Consider the following 16,197-nt stretch of genomic DNA (forward strand, 5'->3'; position numbering starts at 1 on the left):
CCGTGCTCTACCGCCTCCTGCTCCTGCCTCTGCTGGCCCCGCTGCTGGCGGTGCTGCTGGTGGCGGCCCTGAATCCCAGCCCCTCCAGCCGCCTGCGGCTGCTGATCTGGACCTCCCCGGCCCTGCCGATCGGGGTCTGGATGGCCCTGGCGGCCAGCGGCGGCGGCGCCCTCAGCGCCGGCCTCACGGCCCTGGCCCTGCAGCAACCGGGCGATCAGCCCCTGCGGCGGCGAGCGGTTCAGGCCTCCGGCAGCGAGCGGCGCCAACCGGAGCCCTGGGATGAGCAGCCTGAAGCACGGGCCAGGCCAGGGCGGCAGGAGCGGCAGGACCCGCCCGCTGCCTACGCTGGTCCAGAGCGAGGCCCGCAGGACCCGCCCCCCACCCTCTCGGTGCCTTTCCGCATCCTGCGCAAGGGCAGCGGCCCAGGCGTCAGCGCCCAACCAGCTGCAGCCGCAGCCACCACAACAGCTGGCGCTGGCCATGGCGACGCCGAGGGCTGGGACACGCCCCCAAGCGACGACTGGTGAAGTGGGGCTGCACTGGCGAGCCGATGTCCAGCAACAAATTTGGCCGCCAGGGATGCCTAAAGTTGGCGCAGTGTTTTGAGCTGAGGCTCCAGCCCGTGAGCGATTCCGCCAGCCCCGCACCGACACCCGCCAAGGTCAAGCCACCGGCTCCGGAAGACAAGCCCTTCGCGGAATTCATCCCTGAGCTGTTCCTGCCGGCCCTGCTCAAGGAAATCGAGGCCTTCGGCGGAGCCGCACCGCAGTTGAGTTTCGAGCAGGGGGCCATGCCGGTGGTGGGCAGCCCCTGCTGGCAGGTGATGGGCAGCTTCCCCGGCGAGAAGCGCTTCTGGCTCTGCTTCACCGAGGCCAGCATCAGCTCCGCCAAGACCATCGCCCTGGCGGAGTCGGGCAGCGAACCCAGCCTGCTGGAGTCGTTCCTGATCGACGAGAAGAAAATCACCCTGGCCCTACTGATCTCACGGGTGGTGTCACGGCTCAACAGCCAGAAGTGGCTGGGCCCCAACTGAGCGCTTCACATCCGGGCCAGCTGAGCGGAAAGCCCACCTACGATGGGCGGCACACTCCACTGTTCCGCCCGCATGGTGCCCCCCGTCGCTGCGCCCTCCGCCACCCGTGGCACCAACGCCGCTGAGGCCAAGACCTTCAAAGAGCCGGTGAAGGACACGATCCTCACGCCCCGCTTCTACACCACGGATTTCGAGGCGATGGCCGCCATGGATCTGCGGCCCAACGAGCAGGAGCTCGAAGCGATCTGCGAGGAGTTCCGCAAGGACTACAACCGCCATCACTTCGTGCGCAACGAGGAGTTCGAGGGCGCTGCCGACAAGCTCGATCCCGAAACCCGCAAGGTGTTCGTGGAATTTCTCGAGCAGAGCTGCACCTCCGAGTTCTCCGGCTTCCTGCTCTACAAGGAGCTCAGCCGCAGGATCAAGGACAAGAACCCGCTGCTGGCAGAGTGCTTTGCCCACATGGCACGCGATGAGGCCCGCCATGCCGGCTTCCTGAACAAGTCGATGGGTGATTTCGGCCTGCAGCTGGATCTGGGCTTCCTGACGGCCAACAAGTCTTATACGTTCTTCAAGCCGAAATTCATCTTCTACGCCACCTACCTCTCCGAGAAGATCGGCTACTGGCGCTATATCGCCATCTACCGCCACCTGCAGAAGCACCCCGAGAGCAAGATCTTCCCGATCTTCAACTTCTTCGAGAACTGGTGCCAAGACGAAAACCGCCATGGCGACTTCTTCGATGCCCTGATGAAGGCCCAGCCCGACACCGTCCGCGGTCTGCAGTCCAGGCTGTGGTGCCGCTTCTTCCTGCTGGCGGTGTTCGCCACCATGTATGTGCGCGATGTGGCTCGCAAGGAGTTCTACGAGGCGCTGGGCCTCGATGCTCGCGAGTACGACAAGATGGTGATCGCCAAAACCAACGAAACGTCGGCCCGGGTGTTCCCCGTGGTGCTCAATGTGGAGCATCCTAAGTTCTACACGCGCCTGGAGCGAATCGTCACCAACAACGCCGCCCTCAGCGAGGCTGACGCCAAGGGTGGCCCGGCTCCGGTCAGGGCCCTGCGCAAGCTGCCCCATTGGATGGCCAATGGTCTGGAGATGGCCAAGCTGTTCCTGATGGCACCGATCCGCAGCGAGGAGTTCCAGCCCGCCGTGCGTTGAGGCCTCGCCTGGTTAGCCTGGCGGCCCTCTCTGAACCGTCTTGCTAGCCACTCCCTCTCCCTCACTCACGGGTGCCCACGCGGGCGACAGCCTTGATCTGCGCTGGCGTGAGCGGCTTGAAACCGTGCTGGCTGCGGGTGCCGCAGCCGGTGCCAGCCTGGTGGAGGTGTTCCTTGAGAGCACCGATCACATCGGGCTGCTGGCCGAGCAGGAGAGGATCACCAATGTCAGCCCGGCCTTCGGACGCGGGGCGGGTCTGCGCGTGTTCCTCGGCGACCGCGATGGCTTTGTCTCCACCAATGATCTGAGTGAGGCCGGCCTGCTGCAGGCCCTGGATCAGGCCCTGGGGATGCTGGGCCTCAGCCGCAGCAGCCTCGGCAGCCACGCCTTTGCCGGCCTGGCGTCGATGCGCGACCACGGGGCCAGCAAGGAGAGCTGGCTGCAGCACTGCCCTGGCCTGGATGAATCCACGGCTCGGCTGCTGAAGGCCACCGCCCTGCTGGATCGCCACGGAGATCATCTCCAGGCCCGCCGCGGCAGCTACGCCCGCGACTGGCAGGAGGTGCTGGTGGCCGCCAGCGATGGCACCTTCGCCCGCGACATCCGCCTGCACCAGTCGGTGGGGATCAACGCCCTGGCGGCCGACGGCGATCACCGCGCCAGCCTGGGGCGCCGCTACGGCAGCTCCGGCCGCCCCGATGACCTGCGCCACTGGGATGCGGAAGCCTCGGCGATCGATCTCTGCAGCAGCGCTCGCTCGATGCTCTATGCCGACTACGTGGAGGCCGGTAACTATCCGGTGGTGCTGGCCAACCGCTTCGGTGGGGTGATCTTCCACGAAGCCTGCGGCCACCTGCTGGAAACCACCCAGGTGGAGCGCGGCACCACCCCCTTCGCCGATCAGGTGGGCGAGACCATCGCCCATGAGGCGGTCACCGCCGTGGATGAAGGGCTCAGTGACGGCGCCTTCGGCAGCCTCTCCATGGATGATGAGGGCATGGAGCCCCAGCGCACGGTGCTGATCGAGAACGGTGTGCTGCAGCGCTTCATCTCCGACCGTGCAGGCGAACTGCGCACCGGCCATGCCCGCACCGGCAGCGGCCGCCGCCAGAGCCACAACTTCGCCGCCGCCAGCCGCATGCGCAACACCTTCATCGCCGCCGGTCCCCACAGCCCCGAGCAGCTGATCGGCTCGGTGGATCGGGGCCTCTACTGCAAGTCGATGGGGGGAGGCAGTGTGGGTCCCACCGGTCAGTTCAACTTCGCCGTGGAGGAGGGGTACCTGATCGAAGACGGCAAGCTGGGCAAGCCGGTGAAGGGGGCCACGCTGATCGGTGAGGCCAAAGAAGTGATGCCACGAATCTCCATGTGCGCCAACGATCTGGAACTGGCCGCCGGCTTCTGCGGCTCGGTGAGCGGCAGCATCTTCGTGACCGTGGGCCAGCCCCACATCAAGGTCGACAGCATCACCGTGGGGGGCCGCTGATCATGACCAGCTCCACCAACCTTCAAGCCAGCGATCTGGCCGGGCAGCTGCAAGCGCTGGCCACGCAACTGGGCGTGAGCCGCTGGGACCTGGGTGCCTCCTGCAGCACTGACACCTCCGTTCAGGTGGACCGGGGTGAGGCCAAGCAGCTCAAGGGTGCCCAGCGCAGCTCGATCACCGTGCGGGCCTGGAACAGCGACGGCCTGGTGGGCATCACCAGCACCTCCGATCTCTCCTCCGCAGGCCTGGCCCGCGCCCTGGCCGGCGCCGGTGAGGCCAGCCGCTACGGCAACCCCGACGACACCCCCGGCTTCTCGCCCCTGGCCACGGCACCGCTGGCCCAGCTGGAGCAACCGATCAGTGAACCCAGGGGCATCCTCGAGCTGCTGGGCACCCTCAAGCTGGCTGAGGCCGAGCTGCTGAGCTGTCACCCCGCCATCAGCACCGTTCCTTACAACGGTCTGGCGCAGCGCAACAGCCAGCGCCTCTACCTCAACAGCGAGGGGGCCTGCCGGGAGCAGCAGCTGAGCACCGCCAGCCTTTACCTCTACGCCCTCGCCGAGGAAGCGGGCCGCAAGCCCCGCAGCAGCGGTGCCGTGCGCCTGGCCTACGGCGCCGAACAGCTGGATGTGGCCGGCTGCGTCGAGGAGGCGGCGGAGCGCACGATCAAGCATCTCGATTACGCCCCGATCACCACGGGCCGCTACACCTGCGTGTTCAGCCCGGAGGCGTTCCTCGATCTGATCGGCGCCTTCAGCGGCCTGTTCAATGCCCGGGCGGTGCTCGATGGCGTCAGCCTCAGCCAGCGTGACTCCCTCGGCAGCCAGCTGGCGGTGCCCTTCCTCTCGATCCACGACAACGGCCTGCACCCCGGCAACATCGGTGCCGCCAGCTTTGATGGCGAGGGCACACCGGTGGCCCGGCTGCCGCTGCTGGAGGGCGGCATTCTGCGCCACTTCCTGCATTCAGAGGCCACGGCCCGCGCCTTCGGCGTGGCGCCCACCGGTCATGCCGGCCTGGGGGCGAAGGTATCGGTGGGGCCCCACTGGTTCGAGATCGGTCCGGCCGGCAGCTCCGATGAGCAGACCGGTGCCCGGGGCCTCGATCGCTTCAGCCAGGAGGGGATCGTCTGGATCGATTCACTCTCGGCGCTCCATGCCGGCGTGAAGGCCAGCCAGGGATCGTTCTCCCTGCCCTTCGATGGCTGGTTGATCCAGGGCGGTGAAGCCCGCTCAATCGAAGCCGCGACCGTGGCCGGCGACATCCGCGCCGTGCTCAAGGGTCTGGTGGGCTTCGAGGGCGAAGCCAAGGTCACCCCCGATGGCGTCTGCCCGCTGGTGTGGGTGGATGGGCTCTCGATCACCGGCAACGCCTGAGGCTCGCTAAACAAGGAGCCGGCGATGAAGATCCTGTTCTGGGGCACCCCGGCCTACGCGGTGCCCAGCCTTGAGGCGCTGGTGGAGGCTGGCCATGAGCTGGTGGGGGTGGTGAGCCAGCCCGATCGTCGCCGCGGACGGGGTTCGGCCCTCATGGCCTCGGCCGTGAAGGCCCGGGCGCTGGAGCTGGAGCTGCCGGTGTTCACCCCCAGCCGCATCCGCCGTGAGCCGGAGCTGCAGGCGCAGCTGGCGGCGCTGGGGGCGGAGGCGTCGGTGGTGGTGGCCTTCGGGCAGCTACTGCCGACGGAGGTGCTGGCCCAGCCGCCGCTGGGCTGCTGGAACGGCCACGGTTCGCTGCTGCCCCGCTGGCGTGGTGCCGCCCCGATCCAGTGGTGCCTGATCGAAGGCGACGCAGAAACCGGCGTGGGGATCATGGCCATGGAGGAGGGCCTCGACACGGGACCGGTGCTGCTGGAACGGCGCCTGTCGATCGGCCTGCTGGAGAACGCCAGCCAGCTGGGGGCGCGTCTGAGCCAGCTCAGCGCCGAGCTGCTGGTGGAGGCGATGCCACGGATTGCCGCCGCAGGGCCGGGCCCCGAGGCCGAGCGCCGGCGGCGGCTGGCCCTTAGACCCCAGGCCGAGGACGGCCTCTGCCACGCTCGGCTGCTGCAGAAGCAAGATGCCCAGATCGACTGGAGCGCTTCGGCGCTGGCGATCCACCGCCGCGTGATGGGTCTGCATCCCGGAACCCAGTGCACCTGGGGCCAACAGCGGCTGAAGCTGCTGGCCAGCGAACCCCTGGTACAACGCCTGAGCGATCAGCTCACGCCCGCCGCCGCCCAGCTGGCACAACGCTGGGGCGAGCCGGAGTCGAAAGGGTTGGCGACTGCCCACGCGGCTGAACCCGGCGAGGTGCTGGAGCTGGTGCGCGGCGTGGGCCTGGTGGTGGCCACGGGCGGCTGCCCCGTGCTGATCAGCGAGGCCCAGCTGGAGGGCAAGCGTGCCGCGGCGGGCGAGGCCCTGATCCAGCAGCTGGGGGCGGCGATGGGGGAGCGGCTGGGGTGATCATGGGCCGTGGCGAAACCAGCGATCCCAGCTATGGCCATCCAGCTCAGCAAGGAGGCGAAGAAGGAAGCCCTGGCCTCGATCATCCGCTTCTTTGCAGAACACAGAGATGAGGAGATCGGGCTGATTGCCGCCGGCGCCCTGCTGGAGTTCATCCTCAGCGACATCGCCCCAAGCGTTTACAACAAAGCCATCGCTGAGGCCCTTGAGCGCCTGAGCGTTCAACTCGCTGAGCTGGACATCGACCTGCACGAGGAGGAGTTTCCCAATCGGCTGATCCAGCCGGAGTAAGCCTGATCACCCACGGCCTGGGTATGAACCCACTCTGGCTGCTCAGCCCCGCCCGCGGGGGCGGCTTTCGCGAGAGAGGGGCTGGCTGCGGGGGGAGCCGCTGCGGGGGCCGTTGCGGCGGGGTGCGGATGGGCCACCAGGACCACCGCGCTGGCCGCCGCCGCCGCGGCCGCCCTTGCCCCTGCCACCACTGAGATCCAGCGGTGGGGCCGAGTGGATCGTGGGCTCGAAGCCGGGGATCTCCAAGCGGGGCAGGGGGTTGCCGATCACCTTCTCGATTGCCCGCAGCAGTTCGTGCTCCTCGGCGGCCACCAGCGAGAGGGCATGGCCGCTCTGGCCAGCCCGACCGGTGCGGCCGATGCGGTGCACGTAGTCCTCGGCCACGTTGGGCAGGTCGAGGTTCACCACATGGGGCAGCTGCTCGATGTCGAGGCCGCGGGCGGCCAGGTCGGTGGCCACCAGCACCCGCAGTTCACCGCTCTTGAAGCTGGCCAGCGCCCGGGTGCGGGCCCCCTGGCTCTTGTTGCCGTGGATGGCCATGGCGGCCACGCCCTCCTGGCTGAGGCGGTCCGCCAGGCGGTTGGCGCCGTGCTTGGTGCGCGAGAACACCAGCACCTGCTGCCAGTCGTTGCTGCGGATCAGGTGGGAGAGCAGATCGCTCTTGCGCGCCATGTCGCATGGGTGCATCACCTGCTCCACCAGCGGCGCCGCCCGGTTCTCGGGTGTGGCCTGCAGCTGCAACGGCTGATGCAGCAGCCCCTGGGCCAGCTTGCGGATCGAGGGGTTGAAGGTGGCCGAGAACAGCAGGTTCTGGCGCTTCGGCGGCAGCAGCGCCAGGATCTTCTGGATGTCGCGGATGAAGCCCATGTCGAGCATGCGGTCGGCTTCATCCAGCACCAGGATCTCGAGCCGATCGAAGCGGATCGCGTTCTGCTGATAGAGGTCCATCAGGCGGCCGGGGGTGGCCACCAGCACATCGGCGCCGCGGCGCAGCCGCTGCATCTGCGGATTTACCTTGACGCCGCCGAAGACCACGTCGCCACGCAGGTCAAGGAAGCGGCCATAGGCGTGAACGCTCTCCGCCACCTGAGCGGCCAGCTCGCGGGTGGGGGTGAGCACCAGGGCGCGTACCTGATTGTTGCGGGCGTGGGGCCCGTGGCGCAGACGCTCCAACATCGGCAGAGTGAAACCGGCGGTCTTGCCTGTGCCCGTCTGGGCGGCGGCCATCACATCACGGCCGCTGAGCACGGCCGGGATCGCCTGCACCTGGATCGGCGACGGACAGGTGTACCCCTTGAGCGCAATCGCCTTGAGCAGCGGCTCGGACAACCCGAAGGAAGCGAAATCCTGGACCGGGCTTCCGGAGATGGTTGGTTCGGCCTCAGGGTGGGTCAGACGGGAAATCGGAGCAGGCCTCACAGGACGCCTACCCTAAGAGAACGGGGCTGGGGCGATGGGGCCCGTGGCCAGGCCCTGGGATCCATGTCTTGATGCGGCGATGATTCCCAACTTCTCCAGCCGAGGTCGTCCGGGCAGTGCGGAGGCGGTCTATTGGCGCTGGCATTCGCCCACCACCTGGAAAGCCAGCCAGGCCCTGCTGCTGGAGAAAAACGTCGCTCAGCCGCAGGCGGAGCTGCCGCAAGCGCCGGCCGAATGCGAGGCGCTACCTGCTTCTATCGCAACTGCAACGGTTCAGGCCGCCGCCGCGTCCTCCCAGGCAGGTTGGCTGCCGCTGCTGGTGTGGGCGCTGGTGGTGGTGATCGATGGGGGCCTGGCCCTCAGGGAGCTGGTGGGGCCCTCAGTGGCGCTCTGGCAGAAGAAAGCCCCCTGGAGCCGCCGGGAGCGGCGGAGCCAGAGGGCGATCAGAGGGGGGTGGCCGGCACCCGTGGCCAGCCTGCACTGAGCGGGGAGGCGGCTGGCCTCTGGCTCAGCGGGTGCTGCCTGCTCCGGCTGTCACCTTGCCCACACCCAGGGAGCGCAGCTCCTGCAGGAGGCTCTGCAGCACCTGCTTGGCGTCGCCGAACACCATCGAGGTCTGGGGCAACTCGAAGAGATCGTTGCGGATGCCGGCGTAGCCCGAGCCCAGGCTGCGCTTGACGACGAACACCGAGCGAGCCTGATCCACCTCCAGCACGGGCATGCCGTAGAGGGGGCTCGCCGAATCGCTCTTGGCGCGCGGGTTGACCACGTCGTTGGCCCCCAGCACGATCACCACATCGGTGCGGGGGAAGTCGGGGTTGATGTCATCCATCTCCACCAGCTGGTCATAGGGCACATCGGCCTCCGCCAGCAGCACATTCATGTGGCCGGGCATGCGGCCGGCCACAGGGTGGATGGCGTAGCGCACCTCGATGCCGTGCTGCTCCAGCAGGCGGGCGAGCTCCTTGAGACTGTGCTGGGCCTGGGCCACGGCCAGGCCGTAGCCCGGCACGAAGATCACCCTCTCGGCCGCCTCCAGGGTGAGGGCACATTCCTCAGGGCTGCAGGACGTGACATTGGTGTACTCCTCACGGCCGCCGGCATCACCGGCCTCGCTCGATGCAGCACCCAAGGCACCGCCGAACAGCACCGAGGTGAGCGAGCGGTTCATGGCCGTGCACATCACCTGGGTGAGGATCAGACCGGCGGCTCCCACCATGGCTCCAGCCACGATCAGCAGCTCGCTGCCGACGACGAAACCGGCGGCGGCCGCGGCCACCCCCGAATAGGAGTTCAGCAGCGAAATCACCACCGGCATGTCGGCGCCCCCCACGGGCAGGGTCAGGCCAACGCCCAGTAGCAGCGACAGCACTGTGAGAGGAACCAGTGCCACGGCCATGCCCTTGAGCACCAGCGCGCAGCAGGCCAGGCAGGCCAGAGCCAGAACGATGTTCACGGCATGGCGCTGGGGCCGCAGGGTCCAGCCGGGGGTTCCCAGCCACTCCTGCAACTTGCCCATCGCCACCAGCGAGCCGCTGAAGGTGATCGCGCCCACCAGCACCGACACCAGCACCGACACCTGGCCCACGAGGTTCAGCGGAGTGGGCAGCTGTACCGCACCGATCGCCACCAGCAGCGACGACATGCCGCCGCAGCCGTTGAACAGCGCAACCGTTTCGGGCATGGAGGTCATCGCCACCCGCAGGGCGAGCACGGCCCCGAGGCCACCGCCTATGCCCAGCCCAAGCAACATCCAGGGCCAGCCACCCAGGCCCTGCTGCAGCAGCAGGCCCACCACAGCCAGCACCAGCGCCAGGGCGGCGAGGCCATTGGCGCTGCGGGCGGTGCGGATCTTGGCCAGGCCCTTGAGACCGAAGGCCAGCAGCAGCACCGAGCCCAGTTCAATTGAAAGTTCAACCATCAGTTCGCCTCCCTGCGACGGAACATCGCCAGCATCCGATCCGTCACAAGAAATCCGCCCACCACGTTGAAGAGCGCAAAACCCAGGGCCACAGCACCGATCAGCTTCAGGGCTGGGGTGGGGGCCTCACCGATCAGAGCCAGGGCCGCCAGCAGGGTGATGCCGCTGATGGCATTCGCCCCCGACATCAACGGAGTGTGCAGGGTGGGGGGCACCTTGCCGATCAGTTCCAACCCCAGCAGGCTGCCGAGCACCAGCACCCAGAGGGCGGCTGTGCCACTGAGATGACCGCTCATGCCGTCACCTCCTCAAGGCTGGGCCAAAGTTCGGGGCGCCGGCAGGCGCCCTGGTGGGAAATCAGACAGGGGTCGAGCAAGGGGTCCTCGGGGTTGAGTTGCAGGCCGTCGTCGCTGAAGAGGGGCTCAAGGAAGGCCGCCAGATTGCGCGCGTAGAGGGAGCTGGCGTGGTGGGGCACCGAAGCCGGCAGGTTGGAGGAGCCAATGATGCGCACCCCGCCGATCTCCACGGTGCGATCGGGCTGGCTGCCGGCGCAGTTGCCGCCGGTCGACACCGCCAGATCCACCACCACCGAGCCCGGCCGCAACGCTTTGAGCATCTCCTCGGTGATCAGCAGCGGCGCCGGCCGCCCAGGCACCTGGGCGGTGGTGATCACCGCATCGGCTTCTGCCAGATGGATGGTGAGCTGCTGGCGCTGGGCCTCCAGGAAGGCTGCACCGGCCTCCCGGGCATAGCCACCGGCTTCACCCGGTGCCTCACGGCTGGGGGGATCGATGAAGCGGGCGCCCAAGGATTCCACCTGTTCCTTGGCGGCCGGCCGCACGTCACTCACCTTCACCACCGCACCGAGGCGGCGGGCGGTGGCCACCGCCTGCAGACCAGCCACGCCAGCGCCGAGCACCAGCACCTTGGCGGGCTGCACCGTGCCGGCGGCGGTCATCAGCATCGGGAAGAAGCGATCCAGCTCGGCGGCCGCCAGCAGCACCGCCTTGTAGCCGGCGATGTTGGCCTGGGACGAGAGCACATCCATCGACTGGGCGCGGCTGATGCGCGGCAGCAGCTCCATCGCCAGGGTCGAAAGGCCACGGCTGTTGAGCCGCTCGAGCAGGGACTGGTTCAGGTAGGGATCCAGCAGACCCACCAGCAAGGAGCCAGAGGCCAGGCGCTCAAGCCCGCCGCTGCCGCCCTCACTGTCCTGAACGGGCGGCTGCACGCAGATCACCAGCTCAGCGGCACTCCAGGTGTCGGGGCAACCCCTGGCCACGATCGAGGCGCCGGCCTCGATGAAGGCCTGATCGCTGAAACCGGCCTCCAAGCCGGCCCCCGACTCGATGAACACCTCAGATTTCTTCGCCACCAGCCTGCGCACCGTTTCTGGTGTGGCGGCCACTCGCCGCTCCCCCTCCCGGCTTTCGGCGGGAACCAAGACCCTGACCACAGACGACTCCAGCGGTACTCACTATGTCCATTGATGGACATAGCGTTGGAGGGACGCAAGTCAGAGTTGAACGTTGTGTTCAAGCCACCACACAGGCCCCGGCTCCAGCCCGTCTGCCATGGCGATGGCGCCCCACTGTCACGAGGGCTACCCCAAACCACTCTGGCGTTGCCTAGGACGTGTGAGAAACCCTGAGCTGTCAGCGGCCATGGCCTCGTTCACGATCACGCTGGAAGGCGGCAAGTCATTCAGTTGCCCCGACGACCAGTACATCCTTGATGCCGCCGAGGAGCAGGGCATCGACCTGCCCTACTCCTGCCGCGCCGGGGCCTGCAGCACCTGCGCCGGCAAGATCCTCTCCGGCAGCGTTGACCAGTCGGACCAGAGCTTCCTCGACGACGATCAGATCGGCGAGGGCTTTGCCCTGCTCTGCGTCAGCTACCCCCTCGCCGACTGCACGATCAAGCCCAACGTCGAAGACGACCTCTAAAGCTCCCGGTAAGCCGCCGTCCAGGTGGCCTGATCGAGCCGCTCCAACGCTTTTTCGGCGCTGGCGGCTCTGCTGGCCAGGCCCTCCTGGACCGCCCTCAGGGCCACCGCTTCCGCCACCGCTCGCGACACCGCCTGCACCTCGCTGAGCTCGGGCATCAGCGGCGCCTCTGGATCGCTGGAAGCCGGAATGTGGGCGGCCAAGGCATCGAGCCCCGCATCGATCATCCCCTCACTCACCTGGGTGGCTCCCACCGCCACGCTGGCGAACCCCAGGCCAGGGAAGAGAAAACAGTTGTTGCACTGCCCGATCCGGCGCAGACCTCCCTGCCAGTTCACCGGCTCGAATGGGCTGCCACTGGCCACCAGGGCCCGTCCGTCCGTCCAGGCGTAGAGATCGGCGGGGGTGGCCTCCGCCAGCCGGGTGGGGTTGGAGAGGGGCAGGATGATCGGCCGCTCCACCGCCGCCGCCATCGTCTCCACCAGTTCACGGCTGAAGGCCCCAGCCACGGTGGAGGTGCCGATCAGCACGGTGGGCTTCACTGCCCTCACCACCTCCAACAGGCCGATCCGGCCCTGGGCATCGACGCCAAAAGCGGAGCCCTCGGAAGGATCGCGGGCCAGGGCCTGGGCCATGGGGGAGAGCCCCGGCTGATCGGCCAGCACCAGGCCCTCCCGGTCGATTGCCCAGATGCGGCTGCGCGCCTCAAGCTCCCCCAGCCCGGCCCGGATGAGCAGCCGCACCAGGCCCTCGGCGATGCCACAGCCCGCCGTACCCGCGCCGAACACCACGATGCGGTGATCCTCCAAGGGCAGACCGGCTCCGTGGGAGGCCGCCTTCACCACCGCGCAGGCCACGCCGCGGGTGCCCTGGATGTCGTCGTTGAAGCTGGGCACCTGCTGTCGGTACCGCTCCAGCAACTGGTGTGCATGGCCGGTGCCGAAGTCTTCCCAGTGCAGCAGTGCCCCCGGGAACTGACGCTGCAGGGCCTCCACGGTGCGAGCCAGAAAGCGGTCGTAGTCGGGGCCATCGAGGCGCGGGTGTCGCCAACCGGGGTAGAGGGGGTTCTCCAGAAGCTCGACGCGATCAGTGCCCACATCCAGCACCAGGGGCAGCACCCGGGCGGGATCCAGACCGGCGCAGAGGGTGTACACCGCCAACTTGCCCAGGCAGATCTCGATGCCGCCGATGCCCTGGTCGCCGATGCCGAGAATGCCCTGGGAATCCGTGATCAGGATGAGATCCACCGGCCCGGGCGCCACCTGGGCCAGCACCGCCTCGATCCGCTCCTGATCGGGCGCCGCCAGAAACACACCGCCGCTGGGGGTGCGGTAATCGAGGCTGAAGCGCTGGATCGCCGCCCCCACCGTGGGGGTGTACACGATCGGCATCACATCCTCGATGTGATCGGCCAGAAAGCGGTGGAACAGGGTGAGGTTCGACTCACGCAGGGCCACCGCGAAGCGGAACCGCTCCAGGTCGCTGCCCAGGCTGAGGAAGGCCTGCCACTGGCGCTCCACCTGGGTCTCCAGGCTCTCAACGGCATGGGGCAGCAGGCCATCGAGCCCGAAGGCCTCGCGTTCCGCGCGGCTGAAAGCCGTTCCCTTGTTGACGCGGGGATCAGCGAGAAGTGCGCGGCCCCACAGGTGGGCGCTCAGGGGTGGCGTAGGGCGGGCCAGGAGGATTCAGCAACCTGGGGGCGCAGCGTAGGCCAGGGGGTCAGAGCAGGCGCATCACACAACCCACCAGCGCCATCACCAGCAGCACCGTCGAGGCCAGGAAACTGATGGCGAATCCAGGCGCCCGCCGCTCCGGCGCCCGCAGATACCCCACGGCATAGAACACACGGCCCAGCACCCAGAGCGCGCCCAGCAGCGAAGCCGCACCGGCATTGGAGAGCAGCACCGCCAACCAGAAGGCCGGCAGGAACACCACCAGCTGCTCCAAGGTGTTCTGCTGCACCCGCACGGCCCGCTCAAAGGCCGGTGGACCCGTCATCTGCGGCGGCTTCACCCCATGACGCAGGCGGGCCTGGCCCACTTGCATGGCGGTGGCCTGGAAGGTGATCACGGCCAGCAGGGTGATGAGCCCGGGAAGGGGGGACATTGTCATGGAGCTCAGCCCAGCGGCCCACTGTGACCCATGGCGGCCACTCCAGCCAGGACAGCCACCATCACCACCATGGCGATGGCGGCCCAGGAGACATGACTGCGGGCTTCCATCGCAGGTTCACTGCCCTGAATCGGCATTTCCTCGGCATAGAGATTGTCGTGGTTTTCAAGATCGTGGGTATGCATGAGGGGATCTATCAGCTGCCTCCAGCTTGGCCGCAACTGGTGGGTCAGACCTCAGGAAGCAGGGAGTTGTGACAGAGCTTCGTCGATGTTGACGTGCCGCACATCAACAGCAAAAACAGCGAATGAAGTGGGAGCGATCAACCAGGGTGATCGCTGCGCCGGGCGTGGCCTCAGCGCAGGGTGTTGATCAGCCCGCGACGCCGCAGTTCCCTGGCGAATTCACCGGAGAGCCGGTCTCTCGCCAGAACAGCACGCCAGCGGCCGTACCAACCGAGGCAACGGAACAGCACCCAGGTGAGGAACAGAACCTGCAGGAAGGGTTTCAGGGTCACAGGACCGGGCTCTGGTTTGAATTTAGGCAACCCCGGGGGCGCTGTCATCAGCCCCATCGAGGCTCCAGAGCGCCAGGCCACCGCCCCGGCCCCGGGCCGCCAGCCAGCCCAGCTGCGCCCCGCCACCGATCATGGCGAAGAAGGGCAGCACCCCGGCCCGTTGCTGCTCGAACGGCAGGGGCTGGGGCAAGGGGCGATCGAGGGGCAACCAGGGGCCCAGCGCCAGCCGCAGGCGCTCGAAGCGGAACAGCAACAGGGGTCGCTTGCCCTCCAGCCGTGCCTGGCCCACGAACGTGAGCTGCAGCCCCCCCAGCTGGACGCTGTTGCGGATTGTCAGCCCATGGCCGGGGCCGGAGGGCTCGATCACCAGCCTGGCCCCGAAGGCCCGCAGCAGTCCGCTGGCCAGATCCGCCGGCCGCTCGGATCCCCGCGGCCAGGTGCGCTGCAGGCGCCAGCTGCCGATCAGCTGGGTGGGCTCAACGGCGCCCCCCCGTCGGCGGCTGATGGCCTCCAGCCGCAGCAGCTCCGCCGCGTCAGGGGTGACGGCGCGTGTGGGGTCCATGGCGTGGCGGCGGGCGTATCAGCTCCAGCCTGGGGCCGCGCGCCACTGGCTGGCATAGGCGCCGCGGCCATCGAGGGCGGCGGCGCCACAGCGGCAGGCCAGGGCCAGGGCCTCTGAGCGGCCCCAGCCGGCCGCCAGGCCGGTGGTGAAGCCGGCCGCAAAGCTGTCGCCGGCGCCGTAGGTGTCCAGTGAAGGCTGGCGGCGCGCGATCGCGCTGAAGCGCCCCCCGGGCAGCGTGAAGCCACCCTGCTCAGCTTCGGTGGCCACATAGATCCGGGGGGCGGGGCTGAGGTCGCCGGGCTGGTAGCGCTCGCCGGGATCGAGGGCACTGCCGATCAAGGCATCGAGCCCCACGGCGGCCTCCTGCAGCAGCGGCAAGCGCACCCGGGGGGTGGCCGCCAGCACCCGCGCCCGCCGGGCCAGCCGCAGGGCGGCCCCATCGGCGGCGGTCACGAAGACGCCGTCGCAGGCCGCCAGCTCCGCCCAGGGCAGGGGATCGCTGGCGGCAGGGGCAAGCCGCTGGCCGATCACAGTGATGCTGCGTTCACCGCTGGCCTCCACAAAGGTGACCGCCCGACGGGTGGGGACATCCCGCCAGGCCACATGCAGCTGCAGCCCCATGGCCCGCAGCTCAGCCGCAGCCCGCTCGCCAAGGGCATCGCGGCCCAGTGCGGTGAAAAAAGCCACCGGCTGGGGGCTGAGCCGGGCGAACTGGGCAGCCACCACCGCGCCACCGCCGGCGGGCTGCTCCAGCATCTCGAGCGCGTGCTGGATCTGACCCGCCACGGGCAGGCGCTCCACCACCACGAAGCTGACCCACTCCACATGGCCCACCACCGCCAGCCGCAGCGACGGCAGGGGCGGAAGATCAGGCGGCAGATCTGGGGAGGTGCCGGACATCCAGGCTCAGCGGGTGCTTCAGGATGACGACTCACTCCGGCTGCGCCGCTGCCATGGCCCCCAAGGAACGGTCCGCCACCACCGTGAAACTGCAGATTGCCGGTGCGGTGTTTCTGCCGCTGCTGCTGCTGGGCCTGTGGCTGAATTCCCTGGGCTTCTTCAGTGCGCCGCTGCCGGGAGGCTGATCAGCCTCGGGACTGAGCGGCCTCAGCTGGCGTCATCAGAGTCTGAGGTGTCATCGGCGTCATCGAGGGAGGCGAGATAACGCTTGCGCTGGCCCGACGCCCAGGGTTCCTCGCAGCGAGGACGGGGTATGCCGGGCAGGGGGCTGGCTTCTTTCGGTCGTTCGGAGAGCTCGGGAAAGGGATGAGGGTCGGGCATGGCCGAAGCGTAGATGTGCAGTCA

The 16,197-nt window shown here is 68.4% G+C and carries 21 protein-coding genes; 10 read left to right on the forward strand and 11 right to left on the reverse strand.

Annotation, left to right across the window (positions count from 1 at the left end; all coding sequences use genetic code 11):
- Positions 1–2: 2 nt before the first annotated feature.
- From KBY67_RS04210 to KBY67_RS04240, 7 genes are all read left to right on the forward strand, one after another.
- Positions 3–527: a hypothetical protein gene (locus KBY67_RS04210; protein ID WP_255109063.1), complete on the forward strand. Its 525-nt coding sequence runs from the start codon at positions 3–5 to the stop codon at positions 525–527.
- A gap of 95 nt (positions 528–622) precedes the next feature.
- A complete protein-coding gene (locus tag KBY67_RS04215; RefSeq protein WP_255109065.1) occupies positions 623–1,033 on the forward strand; it encodes a DUF2996 domain-containing protein in 411 nt (136 codons plus the stop codon).
- Positions 1,034–1,105: 72 nt separating this feature from the next.
- Positions 1,106–2,197: a magnesium-protoporphyrin IX monomethyl ester (oxidative) cyclase gene (acsF, locus tag KBY67_RS04220; protein WP_255109067.1), complete on the forward strand. Its 1,092-nt coding sequence runs from the start codon at positions 1,106–1,108 to the stop codon at positions 2,195–2,197.
- Between the two features lie 97 nt (positions 2,198–2,294).
- Positions 2,295–3,683, forward strand: a complete 1,389-nt coding sequence (locus KBY67_RS04225; protein ID WP_255109141.1) for a TldD/PmbA family protein — start codon at positions 2,295–2,297, stop codon at positions 3,681–3,683.
- 2 nt (positions 3,684–3,685) lie between these two features.
- Positions 3,686–5,059 (forward strand): TldD/PmbA family protein, encoded by a 1,374-nt coding sequence (locus KBY67_RS04230; RefSeq protein WP_255109069.1) that lies wholly within the window; start codon positions 3,686–3,688, stop codon positions 5,057–5,059.
- Positions 5,060–5,083: 24 nt separating this feature from the next.
- Entirely contained in the window at positions 5,084–6,124 is a 1,041-nt protein-coding gene (gene fmt, locus KBY67_RS04235) for a methionyl-tRNA formyltransferase (protein WP_255109071.1), read from the forward strand.
- A 33-nt stretch (positions 6,125–6,157) separates the two neighbouring features.
- Positions 6,158–6,415, forward strand: a complete 258-nt coding sequence (locus tag KBY67_RS04240; protein ID WP_255109073.1) for a DUF2164 domain-containing protein — start codon at positions 6,158–6,160, stop codon at positions 6,413–6,415.
- A 42-nt stretch (positions 6,416–6,457) separates the two neighbouring features.
- On the opposite strand, the gene KBY67_RS04245 is transcribed toward KBY67_RS04240, so the two are convergent.
- Positions 6,458–7,744, reverse strand: coding sequence for a DEAD/DEAH box helicase (locus tag KBY67_RS04245; RefSeq protein WP_255109075.1), 1,287 nt, complete (start codon positions 7,742–7,744; stop codon positions 6,458–6,460).
- Between the two features lie 133 nt (positions 7,745–7,877).
- On the opposite strand from KBY67_RS04245, the gene KBY67_RS04250 reads away from it, so the two are divergent.
- Positions 7,878–8,318, forward strand: a complete 441-nt coding sequence (locus KBY67_RS04250) for a hypothetical protein (RefSeq protein ID WP_255109077.1) — start codon at positions 7,878–7,880, stop codon at positions 8,316–8,318.
- A 24-nt stretch (positions 8,319–8,342) separates the two neighbouring features.
- Here KBY67_RS04250 and KBY67_RS04255 read toward each other — a convergent pair whose 3' ends face one another.
- From KBY67_RS04255 to KBY67_RS04265, 3 genes are read right to left on the reverse strand one after another with little or no spacing between them, the layout of a single operon-like run.
- Complete coding sequence (locus tag KBY67_RS04255) at positions 8,343–9,755, reverse strand: NAD(P)(+) transhydrogenase (Re/Si-specific) subunit beta (RefSeq protein WP_255109079.1); 1,413 nt, start codon at positions 9,753–9,755, stop codon at positions 8,343–8,345.
- Positions 9,755–10,051 (reverse strand): NAD(P) transhydrogenase subunit alpha, encoded by a 297-nt coding sequence (locus tag KBY67_RS04260; RefSeq protein ID WP_197164976.1) that lies wholly within the window; start codon positions 10,049–10,051, stop codon positions 9,755–9,757. The genes KBY67_RS04255 and KBY67_RS04260 overlap by 1 nt, the downstream gene beginning before the upstream one ends.
- On the reverse strand, positions 10,048–11,199 hold the full coding sequence (locus KBY67_RS04265; protein ID WP_255109083.1) for an NAD(P) transhydrogenase subunit alpha: 1,152 nt from the start codon (positions 11,197–11,199) through the stop codon (positions 10,048–10,050). Before KBY67_RS04265 ends, KBY67_RS04260 begins: the two co-directional genes overlap by 4 nt.
- Positions 11,200–11,419: 220 nt before the next feature.
- Here KBY67_RS04265 and KBY67_RS04270 point away from each other — a divergent pair, with 220 nt between their 5' ends.
- A complete protein-coding gene (locus KBY67_RS04270; RefSeq protein WP_255109085.1) occupies positions 11,420–11,701 on the forward strand; it encodes a 2Fe-2S iron-sulfur cluster-binding protein in 282 nt (93 codons plus the stop codon).
- Here the strand turns inward: KBY67_RS04270 and KBY67_RS04275 are convergent.
- The 6 genes from KBY67_RS04275 to KBY67_RS04300 form a co-directional block, all read right to left on the reverse strand.
- Complete coding sequence (locus KBY67_RS04275; RefSeq protein ID WP_315855548.1) at positions 11,698–13,386, reverse strand: NAD-dependent malic enzyme; 1,689 nt, start codon at positions 13,384–13,386, stop codon at positions 11,698–11,700. The two genes, KBY67_RS04270 and KBY67_RS04275, sit on opposite strands and share 4 nt — an antisense overlap.
- A gap of 34 nt (positions 13,387–13,420) precedes the next feature.
- Complete coding sequence (locus KBY67_RS04280) at positions 13,421–13,813, reverse strand: MAPEG family protein (RefSeq protein ID WP_255109087.1); 393 nt, start codon at positions 13,811–13,813, stop codon at positions 13,421–13,423.
- A gap of 5 nt (positions 13,814–13,818) precedes the next feature.
- Positions 13,819–13,998 (reverse strand): hypothetical protein, encoded by a 180-nt coding sequence (locus tag KBY67_RS04285; RefSeq protein WP_255109089.1) that lies wholly within the window; start codon positions 13,996–13,998, stop codon positions 13,819–13,821.
- Positions 13,999–14,168: 170 nt separating this feature from the next.
- A complete protein-coding gene (locus KBY67_RS04290) occupies positions 14,169–14,330 on the reverse strand; it encodes a hypothetical protein (protein ID WP_255109091.1) in 162 nt (53 codons plus the stop codon).
- 22 nt (positions 14,331–14,352) lie between these two features.
- Positions 14,353–14,892 carry a hypothetical protein gene (locus KBY67_RS04295; RefSeq protein WP_255109093.1) on the reverse strand — a complete coding sequence of 180 codons (540 nt, stop codon included), beginning with the start codon at positions 14,890–14,892 and terminating at the stop codon, positions 14,353–14,355.
- 18 nt (positions 14,893–14,910) lie between these two features.
- Complete coding sequence (locus KBY67_RS04300; RefSeq protein ID WP_255109096.1) at positions 14,911–15,792, reverse strand: PfkB family carbohydrate kinase; 882 nt, start codon at positions 15,790–15,792, stop codon at positions 14,911–14,913.
- A 23-nt stretch (positions 15,793–15,815) separates the two neighbouring features.
- On the opposite strand from KBY67_RS04300, the gene KBY67_RS04305 reads away from it, so the two are divergent.
- Positions 15,816–15,977: a hypothetical protein gene (locus tag KBY67_RS04305; RefSeq protein ID WP_255109098.1), complete on the forward strand. Its 162-nt coding sequence runs from the start codon at positions 15,816–15,818 to the stop codon at positions 15,975–15,977.
- Positions 15,978–15,999: 22 nt separating this feature from the next.
- On the opposite strand, the gene KBY67_RS04310 is transcribed toward KBY67_RS04305, so the two are convergent.
- Entirely contained in the window at positions 16,000–16,173 is a 174-nt protein-coding gene (locus tag KBY67_RS04310) for a hypothetical protein (RefSeq protein ID WP_255109100.1), read from the reverse strand.
- Between the last annotated feature and the right edge of the window lie 24 nt (positions 16,174–16,197).

Origin of the sequence: Synechococcus sp. RedBA-s, from assembly GCF_024345495.1 — a bacterium.
In the GTDB taxonomy this organism is placed as follows: domain Bacteria; phylum Cyanobacteriota; class Cyanobacteriia; order PCC-6307; family Cyanobiaceae; genus Regnicoccus_A.